The following is a 25513-nucleotide window of genomic DNA, read 5'->3' as shown; positions in this document are numbered from 1 at the left end:
TGCAGAAATTTTCATAAAAAATGAAAAATGTTTCAGAAAAAAGCCCGTCGTCCGAACAAAGACGAAGGGCTTATGGTATCCTCTCCACCAATACGGATCGATGCTCGATCGATTCAGGGGATGCATGCTGGGGGCGGCCGTGGGGGACGCCCTCGGCATGCCTGGCGAGAGTTCGCCGATGAACCTCTCGCACCTGTACAGGGGGTACAGGAAGGCATGGCGGTGGCACCCGAATGCTCGCCTCGAACCCGGCCAGTACACCGACGACACCCAGATCATGCTCCTCGTCGCCTCCCTCCTTGCCGCGGGAGAGTACTCCGAGGAGAGGTACGCCCGCGACCTCGCCCGCCTCTGTTCGGAGAGCGACCTTCGCTTCCCCGACGGGTCGGTGATGGCCGCCTGTGAGCGTCTTGTCACACAGGGACCGGGTCAGACAGGCGTCAACTCCGACACCGCGGGCTGCATCCCCCTTGCCGTCCCCTTCGCCCTGCGGTACGATGACCCGGTCGAGCGTTCCGGCCGCCTTGCGAAGGCCTGTGCCGTCACCCACACCCATCCTGCCGCCCTTGCCGGGGCGGTCACCATCGCCTGCCTCCTCTCCGCCACCGTGTACGGCGCCCCCGACCCCGTCTCCCTCGCCCTGAAGACGGCGGCGGCCGAGGACACGGAACTCGGCATCCGTATCAAGCGAGCGGTCTCCCTCCAGGAGGAGGGGATCAGCCTTGAAGCGGCACTGCCCGTCATCGGCAGCGACGTCTCGATCTACCAGACCGTCCCGATCGCCTTCTTCCTGATGGGCCGATACGACGCCCCGGAAAACCTCCTCTATGTCGCCGCCAATGTCGGCGGGAACACCGACACCATCGCCTTCATCTGCGGGGCGTACGCGGGGGCGAGGTACGGGGCCGCCGCACTGCCCGCCGACCTCCTCGCCGGTCTGGAGAACAGAGATCTGATCGACGATCTTGCGAAGGCGCTCTTCGACGCCACGGCACACACATGATCCGTCCGTAACGGCGTTTCCTCCCCATCCCCGGAGGGGCGCGGCCCGACAATTCCAAACCATTAAGTTTTTTCTCCGGTATAATCTCCTGTATGGATGTCGCTATCGTTGGGGCGTCAGGCTACGCCGGCGGAGAACTTATCCGCCTTCTCCAGAGCCATTCTTCTGCCCGGGTGACAGTCGCCACCTCGAGGGCGCTGGAAGGGCGACCGGTCGCGGACCAGCACCCGCACCTGCGGGGCTACACCGACCTCACCTTCACCAACCCGAAGGCCGGGGATATTGATGCCGATTTTGTCTTTCTTGCCGTGCCGCACACCGCGGCGATGAACTTCGCGGGAACACTCCTTGAGCGTGGGATCAGGACAGTCGACCTCTCGGCGGACTACAGGCTGCCGAAGGACGTCTACGAGAAGGTCTACGGGGTCACTCACACCGCCTATTTCAAGGCGCCGTACGGTATCCCGGAACTCCACAGGGACGAGGTGAAAGGGGCACAGTTCGTCTCGAACCCGGGGTGCTTCCCGACGGGTGCGACCCTTGCGGCGGCGCCCCTGGCGAAATACGCAAAATACGTCATCTACGACTCGAAGACCGGCGTCTCGGGCGCCGGCGACAACCCCTCGGCGACGACCCACTACCCGAATGTGGCCGACGGCGTGAACGCGTACAAGTGGACGAGCCACCGCCACCTCGCCGAGATGAAGCAGGAACTGTCCAGACTCGGGTCGCCTGCCCACTGCTTCTTCACCCCGCACCTGGTGCCGGTGAACCGCGGGATCCTGACGACAGCGCATATCATCCTGGACGAGCCGATGGCCCAGGACGAGGTGGAGGCCCTGTACAGAAAGTTCTACGCGGGCGAGCACTTCGTCCGCCTCCAGAAGCCGACCCTGCCGGCCGTGCGCGGCAGCAACTTCTGCGACATCGGGATGGAGAGCGAGGGCGAACGCGTCGTCGTCGTCTCCGCGATCGACAACCTGGTCAAGGGTGCGGCCGGCCAGGCGATCCAGAACATGAACATCATGTGCGGCTATGTCGAGGACGACGGCCTGAAGGCTCCGGCGTGCCTGCCCTGACGGAGGAAAGAAACATGAAAGTACGCGAGATCATGACGCCCGACCCGGTGACGATCCAGGTCGGAGACACGGTCAGGCACGCCTCCTCCCTCCTGCGGAGGCACGACATCAGCGGCCTGCCTGTGCTGGACGGGAACGAACTGGTCGGGATGGTCACGGAGGCCGACATCCTCTCCCTCCTGAAGACCGGCGGGGTCTCCGAAGACCTCTGGCTCCCGTCGCCCTTCGAGTTCATCGAAGTGCCGATCAGGGAAATGATAAACATGGAAAAGACGAAGGCGGCCCTCTCGGACGTCGGGAAGACGCAGGTCCGCCAGGTGATGTCAATGCCCGCGATCGCCATCGCCCCTGAGGACGACATCGAGAAGGCGGCGGCCGTGATGCTGAAGGAGGGCATCTCCCGCCTGCCTGTCGTGGAGAAGAAGAGGCTGGTCGGGATTGTCGCACGCCGCGACATCGTGCAGGGGCTTGGCGCCTCATACGAGATGAAGGAGGAATAAGAAGCATGAAGAGTATCTGTGCGGTCCAGGGCGTGGAAGCCTGGGGGATCAAGGAGGGGAAGTACGGGCTTGCGGTGATCCGGGCGAGCGGCACCGCGGCGGCGACGTTCACCTCCAACCGGGTGTGTGCGGCCCCGGTCCAGTTAATGCGGGAGAGGGTCGCGGCCGGGAAACTCGACGCGATCGTCGTCAATTCAGGATGTGCGAATGCCTACACCGGGAAGAGGGGGTATGAGGACGCCGTGAAGATGGCCGGGACCGCGGCAGCGGCCCTCGGCCTCCCGGAGGACAGGGTCGGCGTGGCCAGCACCGGCGTGATCGGGCGTTATCTCGACCTCGAACGGATAGACAGACAGTGCCGGGAGGTCGCCCCGCATCTCGTCTCGTCGGCAGAGGCCGAAGTGGCGGCGGCGCGGGCGATCATGACGACGGACCTGGTCGAGAAGCACGCTCTCGTCGAAGGCGACGGCTTTACCGTCGCGGGCATCTGCAAGGGAAGCGGGATGATCGCCCCGAACATGGGGACGATGCTCGCCTTCATCTACACCGACGCGAAGATCGGAGCGGCAGAGTTGCAGGAGTCCCTCCGCTCCGCGGTGCGCCGGAGTTTCAACCGCGTCGTCGTGGACGGGGACGAGAGCACAAACGACTGCGCCTTCGTGACCGCAACCGGCCGTGCCGGCCCCGTGGACAGGAAGACATTCGATGCGGCTCTGGAGGCCTGCTGTGTCTCCCTCGCGAAGCAGATCGCCGCGGACGGCGAAGGGGCGACGAAGATGCTCGAAGTGCGGGTCACCGGCGCCCCTGACGAGGCGGCGGCCGAACAGGTGGCGCGGACCGTCGTCGCCTCTCCCCTCGTCAAGACCGCGGTCTACGGCGAGGACCCGAACTGGGGCCGCGTCGTCGCCGCGGCCGGCAGGGCCGGTGTCGTCTTCGACCCCGACGCCATCTCCCTCACCATAGGTGAGGGCGCGGAGGAGACACCCCTCGTGAAGGGCGGGGTGATCGTCTCCGATCTGGTCAGGGCAAAGGCGGCGATGCACGGGAAGACCGTCGTCTTCTCCCTGGACCTTGCCGCGGGCGCGGGTGCGGCCGCCGCATGGGGCTGCGACCTCACCGAGAAATACGTCGAGATCAACGGGAAGTATACGACATGAGGCGCGAAGAAGTCTTGATGGAGGCGCTGCCCTATATCCAGCACTTCCACGGCAAGACGATCGTGATCAAACTCGGCGGCCATGCGATGGTCGATCAGGAGATGCTCGAAAACGCGATCAGGGACATCGTCCTCCTCCACTATGTGGGCATGCGGGTCGTCGTCGTCCATGGCGGCGGCCCCGAGATCACCGAGAAGATGAAGGCCCTCGGCAAGGAGCCGCAGTTTGTCGGCGGCCTGCGGATCACCGACGCCGAGACCCTGGAGATCGCGCAGATGGTGCTGGTCGGCAAGATCAACGATGGCATCGTCTCGGTCCTGGCGCGGTGCGGCGCACAGGGGGTCGGCATCTCGGGGAACGACGGCAATGTCATCATCGCGAAGAAGATCGCCAACCAGAAGGTGAAGGTGGGCGAGGAGGAGCAGGAGGTCGACCTCGGATACGTGGGCGAGATCGAGAAGATCAACCCCGAACTGATCACCACCCTGCTCGCGAACGGCTATATCACGGTCATCGCCCCGATCGCGATCGACAGGGCGGGCCGGAGCCTGAACATCAACGCGGACACGGCGGCCGGCGAGATCGCCATCGCCCTCAACGCGTTCAAGCTCATCAACCTCACTGACGTCGACGGCGTGATGGACAGGGAGAGGACGCAGGTCTACCGCCATCTCAGGGCGATCGAGACCGAAGACCTGATGACAGACGGCACGATCGCGGGCGGCATGATCCCGAAGATCGACTCCTGCGTCAGGGCGGTGAAAGGGGGCGTGCCCTTCGCGCATGTGGTGAACGGCAACAAGCCCCACACCATCCTCCTCGAACTCTTCACCGATGCCGGCGTCGGCACGATGATCACCGAGTGAGAGGGGAGATACTCCTTTTTTTGAGGGGGGCCGAAGCGCTCCCTGCCTCGAAATGAGAAGAGAACCGGGGAAGATTGATCAGAGAATCATGAGGAGGGAGATTGCCGTATCCCTGCCTATCCTAACGCGGGGGGACCGGGGGGCAACAGCCCCCCGGAGGAGTGTAACCGATCCACCGCCTTCCCCATACTGCTCACCGGGGGACTACTCGAAAGCCTGATGGCTTTCTCGTTGCCCCCGGACCCCCGATCTTAGGATAGAACCGGGGAAGAAAGAATAGAGATCCTGAGAAGGGAGATTGCCATCCCATCCATATTCTAATGGCAGGGTGCGAACTTTAGCGACCTTGAGAAAATTTCTGATTCTCGAGTGGCGACCGTGGGGAGTCAAGAAGACTATCGGTCTTCACCGAAACCCCCCGGACAGGTCGCCGATCTCCTGCCTCTCCCACAGAGGTACCGGGGCTTCGTCCCCGGCACCGCCACTTCAGAACAGGAAAATCCCCCCTGAGCCAAAACAGAGACAGACCTGATCCTCACTCCCGCCCCTTCACCGCGGCCATGAAGCGGCCCCTGATCTCCGCGGGGGAGAGAGGGATATTGGGCACGTCCGCGTTGCCCGGCCTGATCAGCACCCTGACAAAGGCGGGGCCGGGGGAGGGGTCGTCCAGGGCCGCCACGATTGCCCCCTCGTCGGCGACGGTGCAGGTCCGGCGAAAGCCTGCGGCGATCGCCGCGACTTCGAGGTCGGCACCGGTGCAGGCACAGGTGGGCTGGTTGCCCGTCGAGCCGAAGGTGCCGTTGTCCAGGCAGACGACGGTGAGGTTTTTCGGGGCGCTCGCCGCGATGACCGGGAGGATGGCGCTCCCGAGGAGGCTGCCGTCGCCGTCGATGACGACGACCCGCCTGTCTGTCGAGAGAGCGAGGCCGAGGCCGATAGCCGAGGCCTGGGTGTAGGAGCCGAGCATGTAGAAGGTGAGCGGGCGGTCGCCCGCGGCGTAGAGCTCCTTGCTCGGCACCCCGATGTTGCAGACGACGGCGGCGTCTCCGAGGTGGGGGACGATCGCCCTGATCGCCCCGAACCTCTCGGTCACCGGCGAGGGGACCGGGCGCTCTCCGACGATGCAGGGACGGCAGGGCCGCGGCGGCAGGTCGCGGCAGACCTCGCACTTCCCCCCCTCCCAGACCTTCGGCGAGATGAGGGCGACATGGGGGCGGGAATGGAGGAAAGCGTCGTCGATCACCTCGCCGATCTTCCGGATCTCGCCGGCGTCCTGGACGACGGTATACGGGATGCCCGCCGCTTCGAGGATCGCGGGGAGGCGGGTGTTGAAGGGGATCTGGGCCGGGATCTTCTCCTTGTACACCCCCCGCCAGCTCGCCAGTATCGGGAGGGGCAGGGCGAAGGTGACGGTGAGAGAGAGGACCGCGTTGAGCATGTTCCCGAGACCCGAACTCTGGATGACGACCACAGGCCTCTTCCCGGCGAGCACCGCCCCGGCAGAGACGCCGACGCCGTCCTCCTCCCGCATCAGCCCGACGGTCGGGAAGCGCTCCGAGAGGAGGAAGCAGAGGTCGCCGGCGCGGTCGCAGGGGAGGGAGGCGACAAGGTCGATCCCCTTTTCGGCGAGGAGGTCGGCGACGAGGTCTTCATGCACGGTTTCTCACCTGCCCGAGCACCCTCGCCCCGAGGACGGCCGCGTCCACGTCTGGAGCGACCCTGAACGCGGGCTCGATCCTGTAGCGCTCATGCTCCTCGGCCACGCGCCGGTAGCCGCCGCCGGTGATGTTGAGGAGGACGGCATCGTTGCGCCCGATCTTCCCCGACTCCACCGCCTGCCTGAGGGCGGCCACCGCCACCGCGGCCGCCGGGTCGAGGTCGATCCCCTCGGCCTCGGCGAAGTGCCGTCCCGCATCCTCAGCCTCTCTGTTCTCCACCGAATACATCGATCCTCCTGTCGCCGTGAGGGCGTCAAAGACGCCGCCGCCGACACCATAAGGCGGACTTCTATTCGTCAGGACATCAGAATAAACCGCCGCGATCGACGCCCGTGCATCGGGCATATCCTCTTCAGGGATGATCTCGCGCCTGCCTGCCTGCCATGCCCTGACCATCGGGACAAAGGGGGCGTTCTGCGCGAGGTGCAGGCGCGGCAGACGGTCCCCGAACCTGCCGTCGCCGAGAAGCCTCATCGAAGCCTCCCAGGCAGCGATGCCCCCGGTCCCGCTCCCGACGGCCTGGACATAGTGGTCGGGGATCCGGCCCAGGGTGACAGCGGCGTCGAGCATCACCGTGCCCATGCCGTCCCTCCGGGCGACATTCTTCGCCCCGCCCTCCGGGATCAAACCCTGGACAGAGCAGAGGCCGTTCGCCACCGCGATGGCGTCGGCATAGTCGCCGTCCACCGTGACCAGGCAGACTCTGTCGGTCTCCACCGTCGTCCAGAGGCGGGCGACGGCATTCTCCGGCACGACGACGACGACCGGCATCCCGGTCAGGGCCGCGGTCTGGCAGAAGGCGCGGCCTGTGTTCCCGGCGGAGGCGACGACGAGGGTTCGGCCGCGGGCCGTCTCCCGCACCCGCACCATCGTCGGGAGGGCTTCGAGTTCCTTGAAGGAACAGGTGAGAACCCTCCCCCCCTTCTCGGGCCAGTAGCCGGAAAAGCCTATCCAGAGATTCCTGAGGCCAATATCTCGGGCAAGAGCGGTGGAGCGGAAGGTGACCGGCCCTGCTGCGGACTTGATCGTCCCCTCGACAGGGAGCCAGTCGGAGAACCTGAAGACACCGGGTTCGTCCCTGATATCAAGGGTCTTTTTTCGGTAGACGGTGCGGACGAGGGCCCTACACCCGGAGGGGCAGGAGAGGGTGTAGTGGTCCTCGACAGTTTCCCCGCAGTCGGGGCAGAGGAGGGTGTACGGTCGCATCATTGTCACCTCACCGGGAACCCCAGGTCAAGGATCCTCTGGCGCAGGTCCTCGCAGAGTGCCTCGGCACGGTTCCTGTCGGACTGGCGGAGGGTGATCGACACCCGCCTGTCGCAGACGGTAATGGTCCCGAGGGTGGCGGAGACAGCGCCGCCGCGACACGATGCCGCACACGCCCCGCAGGAGACGCAGAGGGCCGTGTCGATCCCCTTCCCGGTCGCAAAGGCGCCGGTCGGGCAGATACCCCCGGCAACGCAGGGCTCGCAGAAGAGGCAGGAAGCCGGGTCGTAGGTGACACGCCGGTCGGTGCCCTGCCAGACGTCCCCGTAGGTCGCCGCCGCAAAGGGGCGGCGGTCGCTGATGTCGGCCACGGGCAGTGCGATCGCCTCGTCGAGAACGGAGAGGGCAAAGAGCCCGGCCTCGTCCAGGACGGGGATCGCCGCGGCGATGCTCGTGATGCACTCAGGCCCTGCCGATGTGACGAAGCCGCCGCAGTAGCGGGGGTTCATCTCCCTGATGTCGGCGAAGACCATGATGTTCGGCTTTTCCGGCGTGCTCCGCGTCCCCTCACCCATCACGAAACCGGGCGCCCCGTTCACGAGCACCCGCCCACCCGCCCTGATGAACCTGAGGGAAGGGTCGTTCTCGATCGGGTTGATCTCGCCGCAGCCGCTGACCGAGGCCTCGGCACACGGCCCCCGCATACCCGCGGCCGAGAAGATCGTCCTGACCTCAGAGGGCTCGCGGTTCACGTAGGCGGTATAGTTCCTGAAGGCGCTCCTGGTCGTGACCAGGCGGGCGACGGTGCAGTCCTCGATCGTGACCGTGCGCGAGATCTCCCGTCCCCCCGCCGTGACCAGGACATCGACGTCCTTTCCTGCCGCCAGGTCGGCGATGAGGTGGCCGCCGCCGTACCTCTGCCCGCTGTGAGAGGTGCCGTAGACGACCATGTCCACCAGGCCGAGGCGCTCGTTCGGGCAGGGGCCCGGGAAGGCCGGGACACCGTTCAGGCTGACGGTGTCGGCCCGGAAGAAAGTGCCCGGTTGGGCCACCGGCATGGAGAGGACCGCCGTCGTCCCTGACATCACACCGCAGGTCCCACAGGTGACGACGTCGACGTCTTCAGGCGTCAGCCTCTCCCCTTCCCGGATCCGTTTCTTCAGTTCAACTGCGGTCAGGACAACAGCGCTGCCGTCCCGGATCCGTTCCTCGATTCCCGCGATGGTCTTCATATGATGACGTCCTCCACCCGTACGTGCAGCCCCTCTGGGCGCTCCACAATCATATTGATAACCCCGGTGTGGGCGAGGGCCATCATGCAGAAGCCCGGGAGGAAACGCTGGCGTTTCCCGAAGACCGGAGGGTGGGCGACAGGGCGGGCGAGGCCCTCGAAGCCGATCATGTGGTAGGCCCGCACGTCATGGTACTCCCGACCGCGGGAGAACTCAGGGCCGACGACATGGCCGGTGATGAGGCCGGTGATGGGGTCGGCCTCGACCACCCGGATCACGTGCTGGACCGGGCACCCCGCGCCCATCGGGCGGCCGACGACGATCTCGCCCTCCGCGATCCCCCACCTCTCCACGAGGTCGGGCCTGAAGGGGAGGACGATCTTCCGGGCCGTGGGTTCGCCGGGCAGGGGGTCGAGGACGAAGTCGTAGGCATTGCCGACGATGTCCCGCCCCGTGTAGACGGTGTCAGGCGCGGCGACGCAGGCCTCGCCCTCGGAGAAGGGGCAGTCGGAGACGGAACGCTCCCCTGCGGCAACCATCTCCATGAACGCATCGCAGGTTCGCGCCCCGCAGAGGCCGCAGTTCTTTCCGGGAGGCTGCCAGACCATCTACTCACCCCGGAAGAGCGTGCCGGCGTCCCCGAGTCTCCGGACGACGCCGAAATGGTGCTGCCACCCGATCTCTTTCTTGCCGACGCAGACAGTGCAGACACCGAGGGGCGGGACGCCGCGGAGTTCGATGGTGCCGGCGTCCGTCACCTCGTCGGCCTCTTTGATCCTCCTGAGCAGGTAGCGCATGCCCGTCCCCTGCACCGCGTTCGTCTCGACGATCTCGATCTCGGGGGCCACCTCCCTGATCCCCTCCCTGAAGACCTCCTTCTCGGCCTGGGAGACCAGGTCAATCCTGGTGACGACCGCCACGTCGGCGAGGCCGATCATCGGACCCATCTTCAGGGGGGCGTGGATACCGGAGACGGCACTGAGGACGACGACACCGAGGGCCTGGGTGACGTACGGTGAGCAGCGGAGGCAGAGACCTGCGGACTCCACGATGAGGAGAGAAGCTTTCTCGGCCTCGGCCCAGCGGAGGGCGTCGGCCATCACCATGATCCCGGCATGGTCGGGACAGAGGTCGCCCGAGTAGACCTTCCGTGCCGGGATGCCGAACTCGGCCGCGAGTTCCTCGTCCTCGAAGGCCCTGACGACGTCGATCTTGAGGTAGGCCGCCTTCTCCTCAGGCCCGAGGCTCCTGAGGACCTGGCGGACGACCGCGGTCTTGCCCGCAGACGGTGGTCCTGCAATGACAAGGAGTTTCATAGGGCATGCACCGAGTCCGAGGTGAGAGCCGCGTGCACCTCTTCGGAGGTGAAAGCGGCAGGCAGGCCGCCGACGATCGCCTCGCCGGCGCGGATCCGTTCCCTGAGGCGGCAGAGGATGTCGTCCATCGCCTTCACCGCGGAGAGGGCCTCGTCCTCGCGGCCTGTCCGCTCTATGACCCTGACGACCGTCCCGTTCCGCATCACGATCCGCCGGTCGCACATCAGGGCGACGAGGGGGTCGTGGGTGACGAAGACCACGGCTTTCCGGTAGGTGCGGAGGACCTCGATCACCCTGTCCTTGAAGATCCCGGCGTTCTCGACCTCGTCCAGGATGATCACGGGCGTGCTCCCGATGAGGATCGCGTCAGCCACCATGAGGGACCTGGTCTGCCCGCCGGAGAGAGAGGTCATCCCTGTCCCGTGCGCGATTTTCTCGCCGGTGAACTCGTTTGCAAGGGCGATCGTCTCTTCCACGACCTTTTCGTCCCCGATGCCGCGGGCCGAGAGGTGCATCCCGAGGAACTCCGCAACCCCGAGGTCGGCGAGGCAGCGGGTGTTCTGGGTGATGAGGGCGACCGGTTTTTTCGCCGGGTCACGCACATAGTCGTCGGGCGGCGCCTCCCCGTTGACCAGGACGGTCCGTCCGGTGACCGTGTCGTTCCTCGCAAAGACCTCGATGTCGTTGATGAAGGCGCTCTTTCCTGACCCGGTCGGGCCGACGATGGCGAGTGTCTCGCCCGGCCTGATGACGATCCGGTCGAAGTGCTCGGTCTCGCCGTTCTTGTCCCGTCCCGGGAGGACGGTGATCTCGGTGACCTGAGGGTCCATGCAGGGCGTCATGCAGGAGATCAGATAATGCTATCCATAGGGTACAAATTTTCTTGACAGAAGTGCAAAAAAACACAAAAAAAAGACAGGACGCGAGCAAAAGTGTGCGGACATAGAGCACGGGCCTGAAAGAGGAGGGACACAAGGAGAGAGACGACCGGGATCGGTGGACAGGTGTCGAGGGTACGGTCACTCCTCCGCCGGCCTGATGAGGGGCATCAGCCTCGCGATATGGTAGCCGCAGATGACGGATATTCTCTCTCCGAAGGCGGCGTCGAGGGCCGGGTCGCCGGTGTCGACGAAGAGGGTCGGCGTTGCGGCGAGTTTGCCGGGCGTGGCGACGACGACGAGGTTCTCGGGCCCCGCGGCCCTGAGCACCGCGGGGGTGATCGGCCCGGTGCCCCTCCCGAGGACAGCACCCTGCGCCCCGATCGGGCTGACGATGATCCGGCACCGGTCGGCACGCCCGACATGCGCGAGGAGGGTCGACTCGTCGACGTCTGAGGCGACACATGTTCCGTCCACGACCACGTCCACGCCGAGGAGGGTCGACTCGATCCCGGCCTCTCTGGCGATCGCGGCGGTGGTCCCCCCGGCCCCGAGGACCACGCACCCACCGGCCCGGATCAGGTCGGCCATGAAGCGGGCGATGCCGTCTCGGGCGGCGGCCTCGTCCCCGAAGGAGACCTCCTTTCCGCACTGCACCCGGCCGGGGAGGAAGGGCACCCTGACCGTCGCGTAGAGGCGGGCCCGGAGGTCGCCCCGCCGGTACGCCTCCTCGTCGATGTCCATCACCTCGGCCTCGCGGAGGGCGTAGTCCCCGGCAAGGACCTCGCCCACTGCAGAGGGACGGACGGCAAAGACGCCCGAGTACATCTTCACGCCCGCGGGGATGCCGAGAATGGGGGTCTTCCCCGCGGCCGCCGCGACGTCCCGCGCCGTGCCGTCACCGCCGCAGAAGAGGAGGAGGTCGGCGCCGGCATCGATACAGGCTCTGACCGCGGTGCGGGTGTCGTCGGCCGTCGTCTCCCTGCCTGTGGCACTATGGACGACCTCGTACTCCCTGATGCCCGCGGCATCCAGGGCGTCGGCGCCCATCGCACCGGCAGAGGCGAGGACGCGGAGGGGGAGGCCCCGGAGAGAGAGGAGGGCCTCGACGGCACGCTCATGCGCCCGCGGCACAGCACCCCGCCACCGTGCCTCGTCCGCCGTCCCGTCCGTCCCCTTCAGGCCGACCGTTCCACCGAGGCCGGCGAGTGGGTTGATCACAAGGCCGATCGTCGTCATGTTCCTCTTCAGGCCCCGTCCCTGACAGCCCCGCAGAGGCCGGCGACGAACTCTTTCAGTTCGGCGCACATCGCCTCTCTGTCTCCAAGATGCTTCTCGACGATTGCCACGATCGCGCTGCCGACGATCACGCCGTCGGCACCCGCGGCCGCGATCGCCCGCACCTGCTCGGGGCCCGAGATGCCGAAGCCCACGGCGATGGGGAGAGCGGTACGCGACCGCAACGCGGCGATCCTCTCCTCGATGCCGTGCGGGAGGCCGGACCTCGCACCGGTGACCCCCTGCACGGAGACGAGATAGAGGAACCCGCCTGCATGCTCCAGGATCAGGTCAAGGCGCTCTTCAGGGGTGTTCGGGGCCACGAGAAAGATCTGGTCGAGGCCGTACAGCCCGGCCGCGGCGACGGCGTCCCCAGACTCCTCCGGGGGCATGTCTGGGATGATCACCCCATCGGTTCCTGCTTCCGCCGCCTCCCGGTAGAAGCGGTCGACGCCGCGGACATAGACGATGGTGTACGCCGTCATCAGGACGATCGGGACGGAAGTCCCCGCCCTGACGGCCCGCACCAGCTCGAAGATCCGGTCCGGCGTCGTCCCGGCCGCAAGGGCACGGTTGTCCGCCCGCCTGATCGTCGGACCGTCGGCGATGGGGTCGGTGAAAGGCACGCCGATCTCGATGATGTCCGCGCCGGCGTCGACGACCGCCCGCACCGCCGCAAGGGAGGTCTCCGGGTCAGGGTCGCCGCCCGCCAGATAGGCGATGCAGGCCGGTCTTTCCAGGCCTGAGAAGAGGGCGTCGATCCTGCTCATATCGTCACCCCCATCCTCGCCGCCACCTCGACCACGTCCTTGTCCCCCCGCCCGGAGAGGGTGACGACGATGATGTCGTCCTCGTCCAGATCCTTCGCCATCTTCACGGCGTACGCCACCGCATGGGACGACTCCAGTGCCGGGATGATCCCCTCCCGCCGCGAGAGCAGGGAGAAGGCGGCGAGAGCCTCGTCGTCGGTGACCGCGACGTACTCGGCCCGCCCGATGTCCTTCAGCATGCTGTGTTCAGGCCCGACGCCGGGATAGTCGAGGCCGGCAGAGACCGAATGGGTATCAAGGATCTGTCCGTCCCGGTCCTGGAGGAGGTACGAGAGAGAGCCCTGGAGCACCCCCTTCGTCCCGGCGCAGAGGGTGGCCCCGTGCTTCCCGGTCGAGAGGCCCTCGCCTCCGGCTTCCACGCCGACAAGGCGCACATCGTCGTCGCCGAGAAGGGGATAGAAGGTTCCGATCGCATTCGACCCGCCGCCGACGCAGGCGACGACCGCCGTGGGCAGACGCCCCTCGACCTTCAGGACCTGCTCCCGCATCTCCTGTCCGATGACGCACTGGAAGTCCCTGACCATCGTCGGGTACGGGTGCGGCCCCACCGCGGAGCCGAGGAGATAGTAGGTCTCTGCGGGCCTCACGATCCAGTCGCGCAGGGCCTCGCTGACCGCGTCCTTCAGGGTGCGGCTGCCTGTCCGCACCGGGTGGACCGTCGCCCCCAGGAGTTCCATCCTGAAGACGTTCAGCCTCTGCCTGGCCATGTCCACCTCCCCCATATAGACCTCGACCGGGAGACCGAGGGCCGCACCCGCGATCGCCGTCGCCACCCCGTGCTGGCCGGCGCCGGTCTCGGCGATGATCCTGCTCTTCCCCATGTGCCGCGCCAGCAGGGCCTGGCCGAGGGTGTTGTTGATCTTGTGGGCGCCGCCGTGGAGGAGGTCCTCCCTCTTCAGATAGATCCGGCAGCCGAGGTCGCAGGAGAGGTTCCGGCAGTAGGTGAGCGGGGTCTCACGCCCGGCAAAGGTCGAGAGGTAGCCCTCAAGTTCGGCCTGGAAGGCCGGGTCGTTCTTCGCGCGTTCATAGGCGGTCTCCAGCGCCCCGAGCTCCCCCATCAGGGTCTCGGGGACGAACTGTCCGCCGAATTCACCGAAATATCCCTTTTTCATGGGGATATGCTCCTGCATGCCATGATAAACTCAGTCATTTTCTTTCTGTTCTTGATGCCCGGCCGGTCTTCGACGCCCGACGAGACGTCCACGGCGTACGGGCGCACGTCTCTCGCCGCCTCGCCGACGTTTTCCGGCGTAAGCCCGCCAGAGAGGACGACCGGGACGGGCGACCGCAGGACGAGAGACCTGGCCTCATTCAGATCGTATTGCCTCCCTGTGCCCTCGCTCCGGTCGAGGAGGACGGCGTCGCACCTGCCGGCAGGGAGTCTCCCGTCGGCGGTCGCCCTGACCGCCCGCACGCCGGGCGGCACCGAAAGGTCGTGATAAATTTGCACCGCCGTCGGGCCGAGGGCGAGGATCGCGGCGAGTTCTGCCGGGTCGGCCGTCCGAGAGACGCAGACCCTGGCCGTGAAGGGGCCGAGCGCGGCGAAGATCTCTGCCGCCTTCTCAGGGGAGATCGAGCGCGGCGAGTCTGAGAAGAGGACGACGCCGATCGCGTCGGCCCCGGCCTCTTCGGCGGCGACGGCGTCCGCGACCCGCGTGACCCCGCAGATCTTCACGCGCATACGAGCCTCTCCAGCCTCTTTCCCGGATGCGCCGAGGACATGAGGGCCGAACCGACAAGAAAGGCGTCGCAGTACGGCCGCAGGGCCCTGACATCGCAGGGCCAGACGACGCCGCTCTCAGAGACGACGAGACGACCGTCGCCGCCGACGAGAGGGGCGAGCCTCTGTGTGGTGTGCAGGTCGACGGTCATCGTGGTGAGGTCGCGGTTGTTGATCCCGACCAGTTCGGCCCCGGCGGCGCGGGCACGTCCGGCATCCTCCCTGTTCCGCACCTCCACCAGGGGCTCAAGGCCGAGGGAGAGGGCGAGGTCCACGAACCGTCCGAGGTCGCGGCCGAGCACGCCGGCGATGAGGAGGACGGCGTCGGCACCCATCGTCGCCGTCTCCCTGAGCTGGAGTTCGTCGACGATGAAGTCCTTCCGCAGGATCGGGACGGGCGCGACCTCACGGACATGCCTGAGGTTCTCGGTGCTCCCCCCGAAGAAGAAGGGCTCGGTCAGCACCGAGAGCCCGGCGCAGCCGCCGGCGACAAGGTCTGCCGCCAGCGCCTCCGGGGAGCCTGACATGCGGATGGTGCCGCGCGAGGGCGAGGCGTACTTCACCTCGGCGATGACCGCGTTCCTCCGGTCGGAGGAGCGGATCGCCTTCGTCAGGCTGAACCGCCCTGATGCCCGGCGGTCGGGGATGTGGCCGTCGGCCTCCAGTCCGGCCACGCGCTCGCGGGTGCGGGCGAGGATATCGTCCAGGATCATCGGGCGCTCCCCGTCGCCCCGACAAGGGCGTCGAGTTTCTCCCGCGCCTTTCCCGAATCGATCGACGCTTCCGCTAGGCGAAGGCCCTCAGCCAGGTCTCCGGCCCTTCCCCCGAGATAGATCCCTGCGGCGGCGTTGAGGAGGACGATGTCGCGGGCGGGCCCGTGTTCGCCGTCGAGCACACCCTCAAGGATCCGTGCGTTCTCCGCGGCGTCGCCGCCGGCAAGGTCGGAGAGGGATGCGGGGGGGATCCCGTAGTCCTCGCAGAGGAGAGTGTAGCTGCGAACCTCACCCTCGCGGAGTTCCGAGACCCTGGTCGGCCCGGCGGTGCTGATCTCGTCGATCCCGCTGCCGTTGACCACCATCGCCCGCCTGACGCCGAGGCTCTTCAGCACGCCGGCGACCGTTTCGGTGAGGGCAGGGCTGTAGACCCCGACGAGTTGCGCTTCAGCCCCGGCCGGATTTGCAAGGGGGCCGAGGAGGTTGAAGACCGTCCTGATACCAAGTTCTGATCTCGGCCCGGCCACCCGGCCGAGGGCCGGGTGGTATGCCGGTGCATAGAGGAAGACAATCCCGATCTCCTCGACGATCGTGCGGGCGCGTTCTGGTTCTATATCCCGGCACACACCGAGCGCGGCAAGGACGTCGGCCGAACCGCACCTGCTCGTCGCGCTCCGGTTGCCGTGCTTCACGACAGGCACGCCGGCGCCGGCAACGACGAAAGCCGCCGCGGTGCTGATGTTGAAAGTGCCGGCGCCGTCCCCGCCGGTGCCGCAGGTGTCGACAAGGACGCCGGTGACCTTCGGCCTGATCCTGACAGACGCCCCGCGCATCGCCCGCGCAAAGCCGGCGATCTCCGGCACAGATTCCCCTTTCATCCTGAGCGCCGTAAGGAAAGCGCCCATCTGTGCCTGGGTCGCCCCGCCGCCGAGGATCTCCTCCATGACCGCACCGGCCTCCTGGTCGGTGAGGTCGCGGCCCGTGGTCACGGTCCCGATCGCCTCCCTGATCATGCCGGCACCCCCTTTCCGGCGAGGAAGTTCTCGATGATCCGGTCCCCCTCGGGGGAGAGGATGCTCTCGGGATGGAACTGGATGCCCTCGATGGGATAATCGCGGTGCCGGACGCCCATCACATAGCCGTCGTCCAGACTCGTCGCCGTGACTTCGAGTCCAGGGGGAAGGCTGGCGCGGTCCGCAACCAGCGAGTGGTACCTGGTGGCCGAGAACGGGTCGGGGACCCCGTCGAAGATCCCGGTGCCGTCGTGGGTGATCCGGGAAGTCTTGCCGTGCATCAGGCGCCCTGCCCGGGTCACCCGCCCGCCGAAAGCGGTGCAGATCGCCTGGTGGCCGAGGCAGACCCCGAGAGTCGGGATGTCGCAGCAGATGGTCCTGAGGGCGTCGAGGCAGAGGCCCGAGTCCTCGGGCGTTCCCGGTCCGGGCGAGAGGATGATCCGGTCGCAGTCGACGTCCCTGAGCACCGAAGGTGGGGCGTCGTTCTTAACGACGACCGGTTCCCCGCCGAGTTTTCCTACCTGCTGGTAGAGGTTGTAGGTGAAGCTGTCATAGCAGTCGATGATGAGCACTCTCATAGGTCTCTCCTCCCGTATGCAATGGCGCGGAGCATGGCCGCAGCCTTGTTCTTCGTCTCCTCCCATTCGTTCTCAGGGACGGAGTCGGCGACGATGCCGGCACCGGCCTGGACCGACGCCGTCCCGTTCTCGACGACCACGGTCCTGATCGCGATGGCGACGTCCATGTCCCCGTCGAAGCCGACATGCCCGACCGCACCGGCATAGATGCCGCGGGGGCAGGGCTCCAGGTCGTCGATGATCTGCATCGCCCTGATCTTCGGTGCGCCTGAGACGGTGCCGGCCGGGAAACACGACGCGAAGGCATCGAAACAGTCGTAGCGGTCGTCGAGCGACCCCTCAACCGTGGAGACGATATGCTGGACATGGGAGAACTTCTCGACGTCCATGAACGCGGACAGGCGGACCGACCCGTAGGTGCAGACCCTGCCGAGATCGTTTCTGGCGAGGTCGACGAGCATGGTGTGCTCGGCCCGTTCTTTCTCGTCGGCGAGGAGGTCTGCTTCGAGGCGGTCGTCCTCTTCGGATGTCGCGCCCCTCGGCCGCGTCCCGGCTATCGGGACGGTCGTGACCGTCCCCTTCTCCACGCGGACGAGCATCTCGGGACTTGCGCCGGCGACCTGCTGGTTCCCGAAGTCCAGGAAGTACATGTATGGGCCCGGGTTGATCGCCCTGAGCGCCTCATAGATAGCGAAGGGGTCGCCCGGATAGTCGCAGTCGATCCGCCTGGACAGGACGCCCTGGAAGATGTCGCCTGCCACGATGTGCTCCTTCATCTTCAGGACGGCGGCCTCGAAGGCCTCCTTCGAGAAGGTCGAACGGCAGGGGAGGTCAATCCCTGCGGCTTCTGGTCGGGGTTTCCGTTCCTCCGGTTCGAGGATCCGGATCTGTGTAACCAGCGCCCTGATCCTCGCCCGGCTCTTCTTGTACGCCCTGTGAGGGTCTGTGTCTTCGGTCAGCAGGGGGCTGGAGAAGACGTACATCCTGCCAGCGAGGTGGTCGAAGACGATGCAGTCCTGTGCAAGGAGAAGTCTGGCCAGGGGCGTGTCAGGGCCGGCATGGCGGCCAGGCCCGACCTTAGGATGGAAACGGTGGACAAGGTCGTACGCGAAGTAGCCGACAAAACCCCCGAAATACCGCGGGGCGCCGACATCGGCGACGGTAAACCGGCCAAGGACCGACCTGACCATCTCGACAGGATCGGCCCCATCAGGAGAGGCGGCGATCCGGACGAAAGGGTCGACGCCGGCGATCTCCGCTGTCTCCCTGAGGGAGAGACTGAGCACGGGGTCGACCCCGATCACTGAGTAGCGGGCACTCCGGTCACTTCCCTCCATCGACTCCAGGAGGAAACCGGCGCCTGTGCAGAGCGCAGCGTAGACCTCCGGCGGCGTCGCCGGGGGGAGAGGGAGTTCCTGGCAGAGGGGGATGATGAGGGGCCGGGACCCCCCCTCCGCGGCGGCAAGGAATTCCTGATAGCCCGGCCTGAAGATCTCTGTTACGCCGTTTACGGCAGGATCCATTCCACCGGCATCACCCCACCTTCGGCAGGTGCGCAAGAGATTCGCGGATCAACTCGGCCGGGTATTCGTAGTCGGGGAGGCCGCCCGCAAGATAGGCATCGTAACTTGCGAAGTCGAAGTTGCCGTGGCCCGAGTTGTTGAAGAGGATCACCTTCTCCTCCCCGGTCTTCCGGCAGGCGAGGGCGGCGTCGATCGCCGCCTTCACGGCATGGGCTGCCTCGGGGGCGACGACGATCCCCTCCGTCCTCGCGAAGGTGATGGCCGCCTCGAAGACCTCGTTCTGGTGGTAGGCGACGGCCCGCATTGCCCCGCCTTTGGCGAGGTGGGCTACGAGGGGTGAGACGCCGTGATACCGCAGCCCGCCCGCGTGGATCGCTGGCGGTACGAAGTCGTGGCCCAGGGTGAACATCTTCAGGAGAGGTGTGAGACCCGCGATGTCGCCATAGTCATAGGCATAGAGCCCCTTCGTGAGCGTGGGGCAGGCGGCGGGTTCGACGCCGACGATGTCGGTCTCCGGGTGTTTACCGCGGAGTTTGTCCCCGGCAAAGGGGAAGGAGAGGCCAGCGAAGTTCGAACCGCCGCCGACACAACCGATGACCATGTCCGGATAGGCGTCGGCCATCGCGAGTTGCTCCCGCGCCTCGAGACCGATAACCGTCTGATGGAGGCAGACATGGTTCAGAACCGAACCGAGGGCGTAGTTCGTGTTCGCGTGGTTCACCGCGTCCTCCACCGCCTCGGAGATCGCGATGCCGAGGCTCCCCGGGGTGTCCGGGTGGTCGGAAAGAACCTTTTTGCCCGCGTCCGTCTTTTCGCTCGGGGACGGGATGCACTCGGCCCCGTAGACATGCATCATGCTCTTCCGGTATGGTTTCTGGTCATAGGACGACCTGACCATGTACACGGTGCAGTCCATCCCGAAGAGGGCGGTCGCGAAGGCGAGGGACGAACCCCACTGCCCTGCCCCGGTCTCGGTGGAGAGACGCTCGATTCCCTCTTTCATATTGTAGTAGGCCTGGGGCACCGCCGTATTCGGCTTGTGGCTGCCCGGCGGGCTGACCCCCTCCCACTTGTAGTAGATCCTCGCCGGCGTTTTCAGGTGCTGTTCGAGGCGCCGCGCCCTGTACAGGGGGCTCGGCCTCCAGAGCCTCAGGATGTCCCGCACCTCGTCGGGGATGGGGACAGAGCGCTCGGTCGTCATCTCCTGCCTGATCAGCTCGCGGGGAAAGATGGCGGCAAGGTCGTCGGGCGTCACCGGCTTTCCTGTGCCCGGGTGAAGGGGCGGGGCAAGAGGTGTCGGCAGGTCGGCCTGGATGTTATACCAGGCTTTCGGCATGGCGTCCTCGTCCAGGAGGATCTTCGTCTGCATGAGAGAGAGTACGTTATGACCATAGATATACATTGTGGAACAAAAAGATACATTACAAGGTACGGTGAGAGTTCATAGAGCAGGATGACCCATGATAATGGAGATGGACAGTATTGCAGGGGCCCTGGCCATTGGCCTCGTTATCGGTCTTTCAGGCGCCCTCGCCCCGGGACCGACGCTGGTGGCGACGATCAGGGGCGCGCTCGCGGAGGGGTGGACGGCTGGACCGAAGGTTGCGGCAGGGCACGCCGTACTGGAAGTGATGGTGTTCCTTGCCGTCGTTGCAGGCCTCGGCGTCGCCGCCGGCTCGGTCGGTCCCGCGGTCGCCCTTGTCGGCGGGGCGGCCCTGATCGTCTTCGGGGCGATGACGATCAGGGAGAGCAGGACCGCGGTGCTGGAGGCCGACCCCGGAGAGACGGCCGGGAACCCGTACGTCGCCGGGGCCATAACGAGCGCCGCAAACCCCTATTTCTGGATCTGGTGGCTCACCGTCGGCGCCGGCCTCCTCATCGACGGTCTTGCCGGGGGCCTGGCCGTAGCCGTCGCCTTCATACTTGGCCACTGGGCCGCAGACTTCGGGTGGTTCGGGCTCGTCGCCGCCGCCACGGCAGGGGGACGGAGGGTCATGAGCGTGAGGCAGTACCGCCTCGTCCTCGGCGCATGCGGTCTCTTCCTCGTCCTCTTCGGGGCGTCGTACCTCTGGAAGGCATTTTTCTGAAGAGATCATCCCAAAACCGATCATACCCTCTGTCCCGCCGATGGAATGATAGGTATTTGGTTCTGAAAAAAATCCTGATCTTGTGTCTGTTCCGGGGGGTTTCACCCCCCGGTCCCCCCACCATTACGATAGGGAGCGGATGGCAGTCTACTTCAATATGCAGGGTTTATCCTTCCCCGGTCCTATCCTATTTTCGGGGGTCCGGGGGCAACGAGAAGGTCGAAGACCTTCGAGGCAGTCCCCTGGTTCAGATTGCGGGAAAGGCGGGGATCCGCACCGCTCGTCATGGAATCTAGAGAGTCATCGACTCGAACATGAGATACATTCTCCAGAGCCCAGCATCCCGGGAAAGGGGAACGAATGAGAGTTTTGGGATATGCTCGAGGGCTACCGCTCGGCCGCGGACCGCGCCGCGGCATCGTCGTACACCCTGGCCTTCCCCCGCACCTCGCCCTTCTTTGCCCGCGGGCTGAGACGTTCGAGCACGACAGAAGACGGGTCGGCCCCTGAGACGAGGGCGAGGGCGTCGACGATCTCGGCCCGCGACGGGATGGGGCCGGTAAACCGCGCCGTAAAATCGATCTCTGTTCGCCGCCTCTCTTCGTCCCTCTCGTACCGCGAAAAGTCGATGTCCATGCATCACCATGCAGGGGAAAAAGGGTTGAAGGTTTGGGGAGGGATAGTGCCAGACCGACGCTTTCGATCACTCCGCAAGATTCTTTCCTGCCGCAAAGGCCCGTCTCATCAACTCTTCACTCTCCTGCGCCTCGCCGGCCGCGAGCAGACCAGGGGCGATGATGATCTCCGTCACCTCAATGCCGAAGAAGGTCATCGTCACCTCAAAGTGCGTCGCCATCCCCTCGTACATCGACGGGTTGGCGTCGCCCTGCGGGAAGATGAGGACGACCTTCTTCCCCGGCGGCAGCCGCGAGGTGAAGTCAGGGTTCACGAGAGCATACCAGCGGTCAATGAAACTCTTGGTGTTCCCTGTCATCTGCCCGAAATAGACCGGGCTCCCGATCACAAGTCCGTCGGCCGAGATCAGGTCCTCATAGACAGGATACATATCGTCCTTCAACCGGCAGACATTCGTCCCCTTGCAGTAGCCGCAGCCCTGACAGTCCTGGAAGACCATGTCGTTCAGGTAGATGACGGCGGCCTCTGCCCCGGCCGCATGGGCGCCGGTGAGCGCCTGCTTGACCAGGATGTCGGTGTTGCCCCCTTTGCGGGGGCTTCCCACAATACCGATGACTTTCATGCCCCTTCGATCCCCCATCAGGGGGCAGGGATATATAACGTGATCCCCGGCATCAGGGCCTGAGCAGGCGGGCGGCACGGGCAACCCCCTTCAGCCCGCACTGGAGGAAGACAATGCCGAGAACCGCCTCGACGAGGGTTCCCTTCACATGCCCGACATCCCCCTTCGGCACAGGCGGGTCGAGGTGGATGCGGTGCTCGTACAGCCCCCGACGATCTTCCCGAGGACATTCTCGATCGAGGAGAGCCAGAGCTCCATCATCCTGATCTCGTGGGTGTTCTCCGGCGGGAGACGGGCACGCCTGATGACGATACCGTCGCGCAGGGCCCGGAGGTTTGTCTCTATCCCGACTTCGCGCCAGCGGAGTGTGCGGTGCATTTCCCCTCCCGCAAAACAAAGTATCAAAAATATTATATATTATATATCGTATGGGTGTGTGCCTCAGGGGGGACGGGACGGCCTGCCGGGGTGCGGTGAGTCCACCAGCTGAAACGGCTGAAAGCTGGAGGGGCGATAGAGACACCACATCCGGGGGTCGAACAGATGCCATCGGAAGATAAGAACCAGGACGGTCATTCGCCGGCCTGTACGGCAACACGACCGGCGGGTACAGAAAGGCCGCCACTGGCGCCGGCTTATCTTCAGGGCACGATGCCGTGAAGGCCCGGTTCTGCACTCGAAACGGCTGAAGATGCAGGACAGAAAGGTGATACACGGGGCCGAACAGGGTCCTGCATATACCCTCCGGGGCACGTTTTTCAGGATATCCCATCCTTTTTCTGTCACGCACGAGGGGGAGAGACTATTTCTCTCTCCTGTCGTCGCAGCGGGAGATCTTCTCCCCTACAAAGCCATTTCTGCTGTGCCTCCGGCGGTACAGGATGAGGAGGGCGTCGGTCGCCGCTTCCTCCAGGCCCCACGGTATCCGACCCCTCTCCCCTGCCTGCCGCAGGAGTTCGGCGCGGAGCGCCGGTTCGTCCGTGATGCCGAGGGCCGCAACGCCGTCCAGCATCCCTTCGAGACCGAAGATGATGACCCGCCTGCTTCCCACCTTCACCTCGGAGATCAGCGAGGGGTCGGCGGTGCTGCAGGCAACTGGCCAGGTATCTTTTCCCGTCACAGCCCGAGTCCTCTTCTCTTCTCCTCGATATGGCCGAGGACACCGTCCGCAGCCGCCGTTGCGTCCTGTTCAAGCCTGAGGACGCCGCCAGTGATCCCCTGCAGGTCCGCGGTGAGGAGTTTCACCAGGCGCGGGGCGCCGGTCACCGTCGGCACAGGATTCACATAGGTGTACAGCCCGAAGGCGAGAGCAAAGATCGCGTCGATCGTCGCCTTCTGCTCCATGTACTCGGGGGCGACAGCCGCGACAGGGAGGTCGGCGACGGGCACGCCGCCGAGGGCTGCACCGACGGCGGCGACGAGATCGGCGAGGCGGCCGGTGTCGGTGCAGGTCCCGAAAGAGAGGACGGGCGGGACGCCAAGGGAGGTGCAGACCTTCTTGAGGCCGGGCCCGGCCTTCGCCGCGGCCTCCGGAGTGCAGAGGCCGGCGACCTGCATCGCCGCGTTCCCGCAGCCCATCGAGAGCACCAGGATGTCGCGCCTGATCAGTTCCTCCGCGACGGCGACCGAGTGGACGTCCTGGCCCGAGTCCCGCAGGGTCGTGCAGGAGACGAGACCCGCGATACCGCGGATCGACCCGTCCCTGATCGCGTCGAGGAGGGGGACGAGACTCCCGCCGAGGGCCTTCGTGATGCTCTCCGGCGAGAAGCCGACGACCGCCTGACTGACAGGGAGGCCGCGGACGGGTTCGACCTTCCCGTGCCTCTGCCGAAAGTTCTCGATCCCCATCTCAAGGAGGGCCGCCGCCTGCGCCCGCGCCTGTGCCGGGTCATAATTCACGCGGTCAGCGACGCCCTCGAAGGCGACGAGTTCCGAGACCGGGACAAGTTTGAAGCGGAACTTCTCCGCATAGACGGGATCGAGGGGCAGCGAGCAGTTCATGTCGGCCACAAAGACGTCCACCGCCCCCGTGGCAAGCACCGCCTCCTGCATGATCCAGTTCCCTGTATAGCCCCAGAAGACATCGTCCATCGGGAGGCGCTGGACCATCTCCTGCCCGGTCTCGATATTCGCGATCACCCGTATCCCCTTCGCCCCGGCCTCGTGCGCCCGCTCCTGCCAGGCGGGGTCGCGGGCGAGGTCCACCAGCGCAAAGCCCAGGAAGGGTTCGTGGCCGTTCGGGAGAATATTGACGTAGTCGGGGTCGAGGACGCCGAGGTCCACCCGCATACCGTGGGGAGTCGGCGTCCCGAAGAGTGCGTCCTGGAGGTACTCGAGGACGATCTGGCTCTGGTAGGCCATCGCCACGGAAAGACGCATCGCCTTCTTCGCAAGGCTCACATAGTCGCCGTCCACGTTCGTGAGGGAGGAACTCGTCGCGACCATCATCTCACCGTAGATCCCGCCGGGGAAGATCCCGGTCTCCTGCCAGACCCGGATGCGGTCGGCCGGTGCAAGGAGTCCGACGATCTGACTTTGTTCGTCGGATCTGCGGTGGAAGTCGTTCTCGACAAAAGTACAGAGGGCAAGGGCCAGTCTGTCGGTCGGCATGCGTGTGTCAAGGTCGAGCCGAGCCGCAAAGGCCTTCAATTTTTCCGGGTCCTTCACCGTAAAGGGAGTCGTGCCGCGGACGGTCTCCCGCAGGGTCCTCACTGTCTGCTCGCAGTGGTAGTGGTACGTCGAGGCCCCCATCACATTGCGCAGGAGCATCATGCGCATCGCCATGCCGTCCGCGGAGATCCCGCAGACGCCGCGTTTGTCCGCGGCGGCGTCGGCCCGACAGGGCCCGCTCGAGCAGAAATCACAGCGTACGCCGCCCATGCAGAAGCGGCACCTGTTGTCCGGGTCGCCCCCGATCCCCTGCGCCTCGTAGCGGTCCCAGACATTGGAAAGCCCCATATCATGGAGTTTTGTATAGACCGTCCTCACTGACGGGTGGTACGAGATTCTCTTTTCATCCAATTGCGTCCCCTCCGGAGGCGGCCGAGTCTGCCGCCGCCACCCCCCCATCTCAAGGAGAGGGAATAAACCTGTCGTCGTCGCGCCGGGTCGAGAACCTCTTCATCCGCCTGATGATCGCAGGGGGAGGGGGCGACCCAAAGGTATTCATCGAGGGAGACGGAGTATCCCCAAGGTGAAGACATTGATTGCACGAACGGTCATGGAGACCCCGGTCGAGAAGAACCCGCACGGCGTGGACGCACGAAAGATCTACGACACCGAACACGCCACCATGGTCCACATCACCCTGCAACCCGGTGAAAGCCTGAAAAAGCACATCACTCCCGTGGACGTCGCTTTCTATGTCCTGGAAGGGACCGGCGTCGTCGAGATCGGCGAGGAGAGGCAGGAGTGCGGCCCTGACACCCTGGTCCAGAGCCCGGCACGGATCCCGCACCGCTGGATCAACGAGGGCGAGCGGCCTTTCCGCGTCCTCGTCGTCAAGGTGCCTCGGCCGACCGATTCGACGCGGCTGCTGTGACGGACCCGTCGGTCGCC

At 65.7% G+C, this 25513-nt stretch carries 27 protein-coding genes; 7 read left to right on the top strand and 20 right to left on the bottom strand.

Features of this window, described 5'->3' with window-relative positions:
- Nucleotides 1-124 precede the first annotated feature (124 nt).
- From MEFOE_RS01740 to argB, 5 genes are all read left to right on the top strand, one after another.
- Nucleotides 125-1003: an ADP-ribosylglycohydrolase family protein gene (locus MEFOE_RS01740; protein WP_235809532.1), complete on the top strand. Its 879-nt coding sequence runs from the start codon at nt 125-127 to the stop codon at nt 1001-1003.
- 92 nt (nt 1004-1095) lie between these two features.
- Complete coding sequence (gene argC, locus MEFOE_RS01735) at nt 1096-2082, top strand: N-acetyl-gamma-glutamyl-phosphate reductase (RefSeq protein WP_067047430.1); 987 nt, start codon at nt 1096-1098, stop codon at nt 2080-2082.
- Nucleotides 2083-2096: 14 nt separating this feature from the next.
- Nucleotides 2097-2582 carry a CBS domain-containing protein gene (locus tag MEFOE_RS01730; RefSeq protein WP_067052826.1) on the top strand — a complete coding sequence of 162 codons (486 nt, stop codon included), beginning with the start codon at nt 2097-2099 and terminating at the stop codon, nt 2580-2582.
- Nucleotides 2583-2587: 5 nt separating this feature from the next.
- Nucleotides 2588-3739, top strand: a complete 1152-nt coding sequence (argJ, locus tag MEFOE_RS01725; protein ID WP_067047427.1) for a bifunctional glutamate N-acetyltransferase/amino-acid acetyltransferase ArgJ — start codon at nt 2588-2590, stop codon at nt 3737-3739.
- The gene (gene argB, locus MEFOE_RS01720) at nt 3736-4605 is read left to right on the top strand and encodes an acetylglutamate kinase (RefSeq protein ID WP_067047424.1); all 870 of its coding nucleotides are present in this window, start codon (nt 3736-3738) and stop codon (nt 4603-4605) included. Before argJ ends, argB begins: the two co-directional genes overlap by 4 nt.
- Nucleotides 4606-5140: 535 nt before the next feature.
- On the opposite strand, the gene comE is transcribed toward argB, so the two are convergent.
- The 15 genes from comE to MEFOE_RS01645 form a co-directional block, all read right to left on the bottom strand.
- Nucleotides 5141-6262 carry a sulfopyruvate decarboxylase subunit beta gene (gene comE, locus MEFOE_RS01715; protein WP_067047421.1) on the bottom strand — a complete coding sequence of 374 codons (1122 nt, stop codon included), beginning with the start codon at nt 6260-6262 and terminating at the stop codon, nt 5141-5143.
- Entirely contained in the window at nt 6255-7532 is a 1278-nt protein-coding gene (locus MEFOE_RS01710) for a cysteate synthase (RefSeq protein WP_201785164.1), read from the bottom strand. The genes comE and MEFOE_RS01710 overlap by 8 nt, the downstream gene beginning before the upstream one ends.
- A gap of 2 nt (nt 7533-7534) precedes the next feature.
- On the bottom strand, nt 7535-8761 hold the full coding sequence (locus MEFOE_RS01705) for a methanogenesis marker 16 metalloprotein (RefSeq protein WP_067047418.1): 1227 nt from the start codon (nt 8759-8761) through the stop codon (nt 7535-7537).
- Entirely contained in the window at nt 8758-9369 is a 612-nt protein-coding gene (locus tag MEFOE_RS01700; protein WP_067047415.1) for a (Fe-S)-binding protein, read from the bottom strand. The genes MEFOE_RS01705 and MEFOE_RS01700 overlap by 4 nt, the downstream gene beginning before the upstream one ends.
- The gene (locus MEFOE_RS01695) at nt 9370-10077 is read right to left on the bottom strand and encodes a GTP-binding protein (protein ID WP_067047413.1); all 708 of its coding nucleotides are present in this window, start codon (nt 10075-10077) and stop codon (nt 9370-9372) included. It lies immediately after the preceding gene.
- Nucleotides 10074-10907, bottom strand: a complete 834-nt coding sequence (locus tag MEFOE_RS01690) for an ATP-binding cassette domain-containing protein (protein ID WP_067047410.1) — start codon at nt 10905-10907, stop codon at nt 10074-10076. The genes MEFOE_RS01695 and MEFOE_RS01690 overlap by 4 nt, the downstream gene beginning before the upstream one ends.
- A 189-nt stretch (nt 10908-11096) precedes the next feature.
- Complete coding sequence (locus tag MEFOE_RS01685; RefSeq protein WP_067047407.1) at nt 11097-12194, bottom strand: ATP-NAD kinase family protein; 1098 nt, start codon at nt 12192-12194, stop codon at nt 11097-11099.
- Nucleotides 12195-12202: 8 nt separating this feature from the next.
- Nucleotides 12203-13003, bottom strand: a complete 801-nt coding sequence (gene trpA, locus MEFOE_RS01680; RefSeq protein WP_067047405.1) for a tryptophan synthase subunit alpha — start codon at nt 13001-13003, stop codon at nt 12203-12205.
- Nucleotides 13000-14175 carry a tryptophan synthase subunit beta gene (trpB, locus tag MEFOE_RS01675; RefSeq protein WP_067047402.1) on the bottom strand — a complete coding sequence of 392 codons (1176 nt, stop codon included), beginning with the start codon at nt 14173-14175 and terminating at the stop codon, nt 13000-13002. Before trpB ends, trpA begins: the two co-directional genes overlap by 4 nt.
- Nucleotides 14172-14744 carry a phosphoribosylanthranilate isomerase gene (locus tag MEFOE_RS01670; protein WP_067047398.1) on the bottom strand — a complete coding sequence of 191 codons (573 nt, stop codon included), beginning with the start codon at nt 14742-14744 and terminating at the stop codon, nt 14172-14174. The genes trpB and MEFOE_RS01670 overlap by 4 nt, the downstream gene beginning before the upstream one ends.
- Nucleotides 14735-15496 carry an indole-3-glycerol phosphate synthase TrpC gene (locus MEFOE_RS01665; protein WP_067047395.1) on the bottom strand — a complete coding sequence of 254 codons (762 nt, stop codon included), beginning with the start codon at nt 15494-15496 and terminating at the stop codon, nt 14735-14737. Before MEFOE_RS01665 ends, MEFOE_RS01670 begins: the two co-directional genes overlap by 10 nt.
- Complete coding sequence (gene trpD, locus MEFOE_RS01660) at nt 15493-16509, bottom strand: anthranilate phosphoribosyltransferase (RefSeq protein WP_067047392.1); 1017 nt, start codon at nt 16507-16509, stop codon at nt 15493-15495. Before trpD ends, MEFOE_RS01665 begins: the two co-directional genes overlap by 4 nt.
- A complete protein-coding gene (locus MEFOE_RS01655; protein WP_067047389.1) occupies nt 16506-17087 on the bottom strand; it encodes an anthranilate synthase component II in 582 nt (193 codons plus the stop codon). Before MEFOE_RS01655 ends, trpD begins: the two co-directional genes overlap by 4 nt.
- Nucleotides 17084-18610, bottom strand: coding sequence for an anthranilate synthase component I family protein (locus tag MEFOE_RS01650; protein WP_067047386.1), 1527 nt, complete (start codon nt 18608-18610; stop codon nt 17084-17086). Before MEFOE_RS01650 ends, MEFOE_RS01655 begins: the two co-directional genes overlap by 4 nt.
- A 10-nt stretch (nt 18611-18620) precedes the next feature.
- The gene (locus MEFOE_RS01645) at nt 18621-19979 is read right to left on the bottom strand and encodes a TrpB-like pyridoxal phosphate-dependent enzyme (RefSeq protein ID WP_067047383.1); all 1359 of its coding nucleotides are present in this window, start codon (nt 19977-19979) and stop codon (nt 18621-18623) included.
- A gap of 91 nt (nt 19980-20070) precedes the next feature.
- Here MEFOE_RS01645 and MEFOE_RS01640 point away from each other — a divergent pair, with 91 nt between their 5' ends.
- Entirely contained in the window at nt 20071-20697 is a 627-nt protein-coding gene (locus MEFOE_RS01640; protein ID WP_235809531.1) for a LysE family transporter, read from the top strand.
- A 387-nt stretch (nt 20698-21084) separates the two neighbouring features.
- On the opposite strand, the gene MEFOE_RS01635 is transcribed toward MEFOE_RS01640, so the two are convergent.
- The 5 genes from MEFOE_RS01635 to cooS form a co-directional block, all read right to left on the bottom strand.
- A complete protein-coding gene (locus tag MEFOE_RS01635) occupies nt 21085-21333 on the bottom strand; it encodes an eS24 family ribosomal protein (RefSeq protein ID WP_067047380.1) in 249 nt (82 codons plus the stop codon).
- Between the two features lie 67 nt (nt 21334-21400).
- Nucleotides 21401-21955: a flavodoxin family protein gene (locus tag MEFOE_RS01630; RefSeq protein WP_067047377.1), complete on the bottom strand. Its 555-nt coding sequence runs from the start codon at nt 21953-21955 to the stop codon at nt 21401-21403.
- Between the two features lie 144 nt (nt 21956-22099).
- Nucleotides 22100-22333: a hypothetical protein gene (locus MEFOE_RS01625; RefSeq protein WP_067047374.1), complete on the bottom strand. Its 234-nt coding sequence runs from the start codon at nt 22331-22333 to the stop codon at nt 22100-22102.
- Between the two features lie 424 nt (nt 22334-22757).
- Complete coding sequence (locus tag MEFOE_RS01620) at nt 22758-23075, bottom strand: hypothetical protein (protein WP_067047371.1); 318 nt, start codon at nt 23073-23075, stop codon at nt 22758-22760.
- Nucleotides 23072-24976 carry an anaerobic carbon-monoxide dehydrogenase catalytic subunit gene (gene cooS, locus MEFOE_RS01615; protein WP_067052819.1) on the bottom strand — a complete coding sequence of 635 codons (1905 nt, stop codon included), beginning with the start codon at nt 24974-24976 and terminating at the stop codon, nt 23072-23074. Before cooS ends, MEFOE_RS01620 begins: the two co-directional genes overlap by 4 nt.
- Nucleotides 24977-25175: 199 nt before the next feature.
- Here cooS and MEFOE_RS01610 point away from each other — a divergent pair, with 199 nt between their 5' ends.
- Nucleotides 25176-25496 carry a cupin domain-containing protein gene (locus tag MEFOE_RS01610; RefSeq protein ID WP_067047368.1) on the top strand — a complete coding sequence of 107 codons (321 nt, stop codon included), beginning with the start codon at nt 25176-25178 and terminating at the stop codon, nt 25494-25496.
- Nucleotides 25497-25513: the final 17 nt, after the last annotated feature.

The organism is Methanofollis ethanolicus (assembly GCF_001571385.1).
GTDB lineage: Archaea > Halobacteriota > Methanomicrobia > Methanomicrobiales > Methanofollaceae > Methanofollis > Methanofollis ethanolicus.
The sequence above is the reverse complement of the archived record's forward strand: the minus strand, read 5'-3'. Positions and strand labels throughout refer to the sequence as shown.

Bases quoted from the DNA above. Each gene is read 5' to 3' on its own strand.
- MEFOE_RS01700 (WP_067047415.1), bottom strand. From the start codon at position 9,369: ATGGTCTGGCAGCCTCCCGGAAAGAACTGCGGCCTCTGCGGGGCGCGA.
- trpB (WP_067047402.1), bottom strand. From the start codon at position 14,175: ATGAAAAAGGGATATTTCGGTGAATTCGGCGGACAGTTCGTCCCCGAG.
- MEFOE_RS01690 (WP_067047410.1), bottom strand. From the start codon at position 10,907: ATGGACCCTCAGGTCACCGAGATCACCGTCCTCCCGGGACGGGACAAG.
- MEFOE_RS01670 (WP_067047398.1), bottom strand. From the start codon at position 14,744: ATGCGCGTGAAGATCTGCGGGGTCACGCGGGTCGCGGACGCCGTCGCC.
- MEFOE_RS01695 (WP_067047413.1), bottom strand. From the start codon at position 10,077: ATGAAACTCCTTGTCATTGCAGGACCACCGTCTGCGGGCAAGACCGCG.
- MEFOE_RS01740 (WP_235809532.1), top strand. From the start codon at position 125: ATGCTGGGGGCGGCCGTGGGGGACGCCCTCGGCATGCCTGGCGAGAGT.
- MEFOE_RS01645 (WP_067047383.1), bottom strand. From the start codon at position 19,979: ATGCAGACGAAGATCCTCCTGGACGAGGACGCCATGCCGAAAGCCTGG.
- trpD (WP_067047392.1), bottom strand. From the start codon at position 16,509: ATGATCAGGGAGGCGATCGGGACCGTGACCACGGGCCGCGACCTCACC.
- MEFOE_RS01610 (WP_067047368.1), top strand. From the start codon at position 25,176: ATGGAGACCCCGGTCGAGAAGAACCCGCACGGCGTGGACGCACGAAAG.
- MEFOE_RS01640 (WP_235809531.1), top strand. From the start codon at position 20,071: ATGATAATGGAGATGGACAGTATTGCAGGGGCCCTGGCCATTGGCCTC.
- MEFOE_RS01710 (WP_201785164.1), bottom strand. From the start codon at position 7,532: ATGATGCGACCGTACACCCTCCTCTGCCCCGACTGCGGGGAAACTGTC.
- MEFOE_RS01705 (WP_067047418.1), bottom strand. From the start codon at position 8,761: ATGAAGACCATCGCGGGAATCGAGGAACGGATCCGGGACGGCAGCGCT.
- MEFOE_RS01635 (WP_067047380.1), bottom strand. From the start codon at position 21,333: ATGGACATCGACTTTTCGCGGTACGAGAGGGACGAAGAGAGGCGGCGA.
- MEFOE_RS01650 (WP_067047386.1), bottom strand. From the start codon at position 18,610: ATGGATCCTGCCGTAAACGGCGTAACAGAGATCTTCAGGCCGGGCTAT.
- MEFOE_RS01625 (WP_067047374.1), bottom strand. From the start codon at position 22,333: ATGCACCGCACACTCCGCTGGCGCGAAGTCGGGATAGAGACAAACCTC.
- MEFOE_RS01685 (WP_067047407.1), bottom strand. From the start codon at position 12,194: ATGACGACGATCGGCCTTGTGATCAACCCACTCGCCGGCCTCGGTGGA.
- MEFOE_RS01655 (WP_067047389.1), bottom strand. From the start codon at position 17,087: ATGAGAGTGCTCATCATCGACTGCTATGACAGCTTCACCTACAACCTC.
- MEFOE_RS01730 (WP_067052826.1), top strand. From the start codon at position 2,097: ATGAAAGTACGCGAGATCATGACGCCCGACCCGGTGACGATCCAGGTC.
- MEFOE_RS01630 (WP_067047377.1), bottom strand. From the start codon at position 21,955: ATGAAAGTCATCGGTATTGTGGGAAGCCCCCGCAAAGGGGGCAACACC.
- argB (WP_067047424.1), top strand. From the start codon at position 3,736: ATGAGGCGCGAAGAAGTCTTGATGGAGGCGCTGCCCTATATCCAGCAC.
- argC (WP_067047430.1), top strand. From the start codon at position 1,096: ATGGATGTCGCTATCGTTGGGGCGTCAGGCTACGCCGGCGGAGAACTT.
- argJ (WP_067047427.1), top strand. From the start codon at position 2,588: ATGAAGAGTATCTGTGCGGTCCAGGGCGTGGAAGCCTGGGGGATCAAG.
- MEFOE_RS01665 (WP_067047395.1), bottom strand. From the start codon at position 15,496: ATGATCCTGGACGATATCCTCGCCCGCACCCGCGAGCGCGTGGCCGGA.
- trpA (WP_067047405.1), bottom strand. From the start codon at position 13,003: ATGAGCAGGATCGACGCCCTCTTCTCAGGCCTGGAAAGACCGGCCTGC.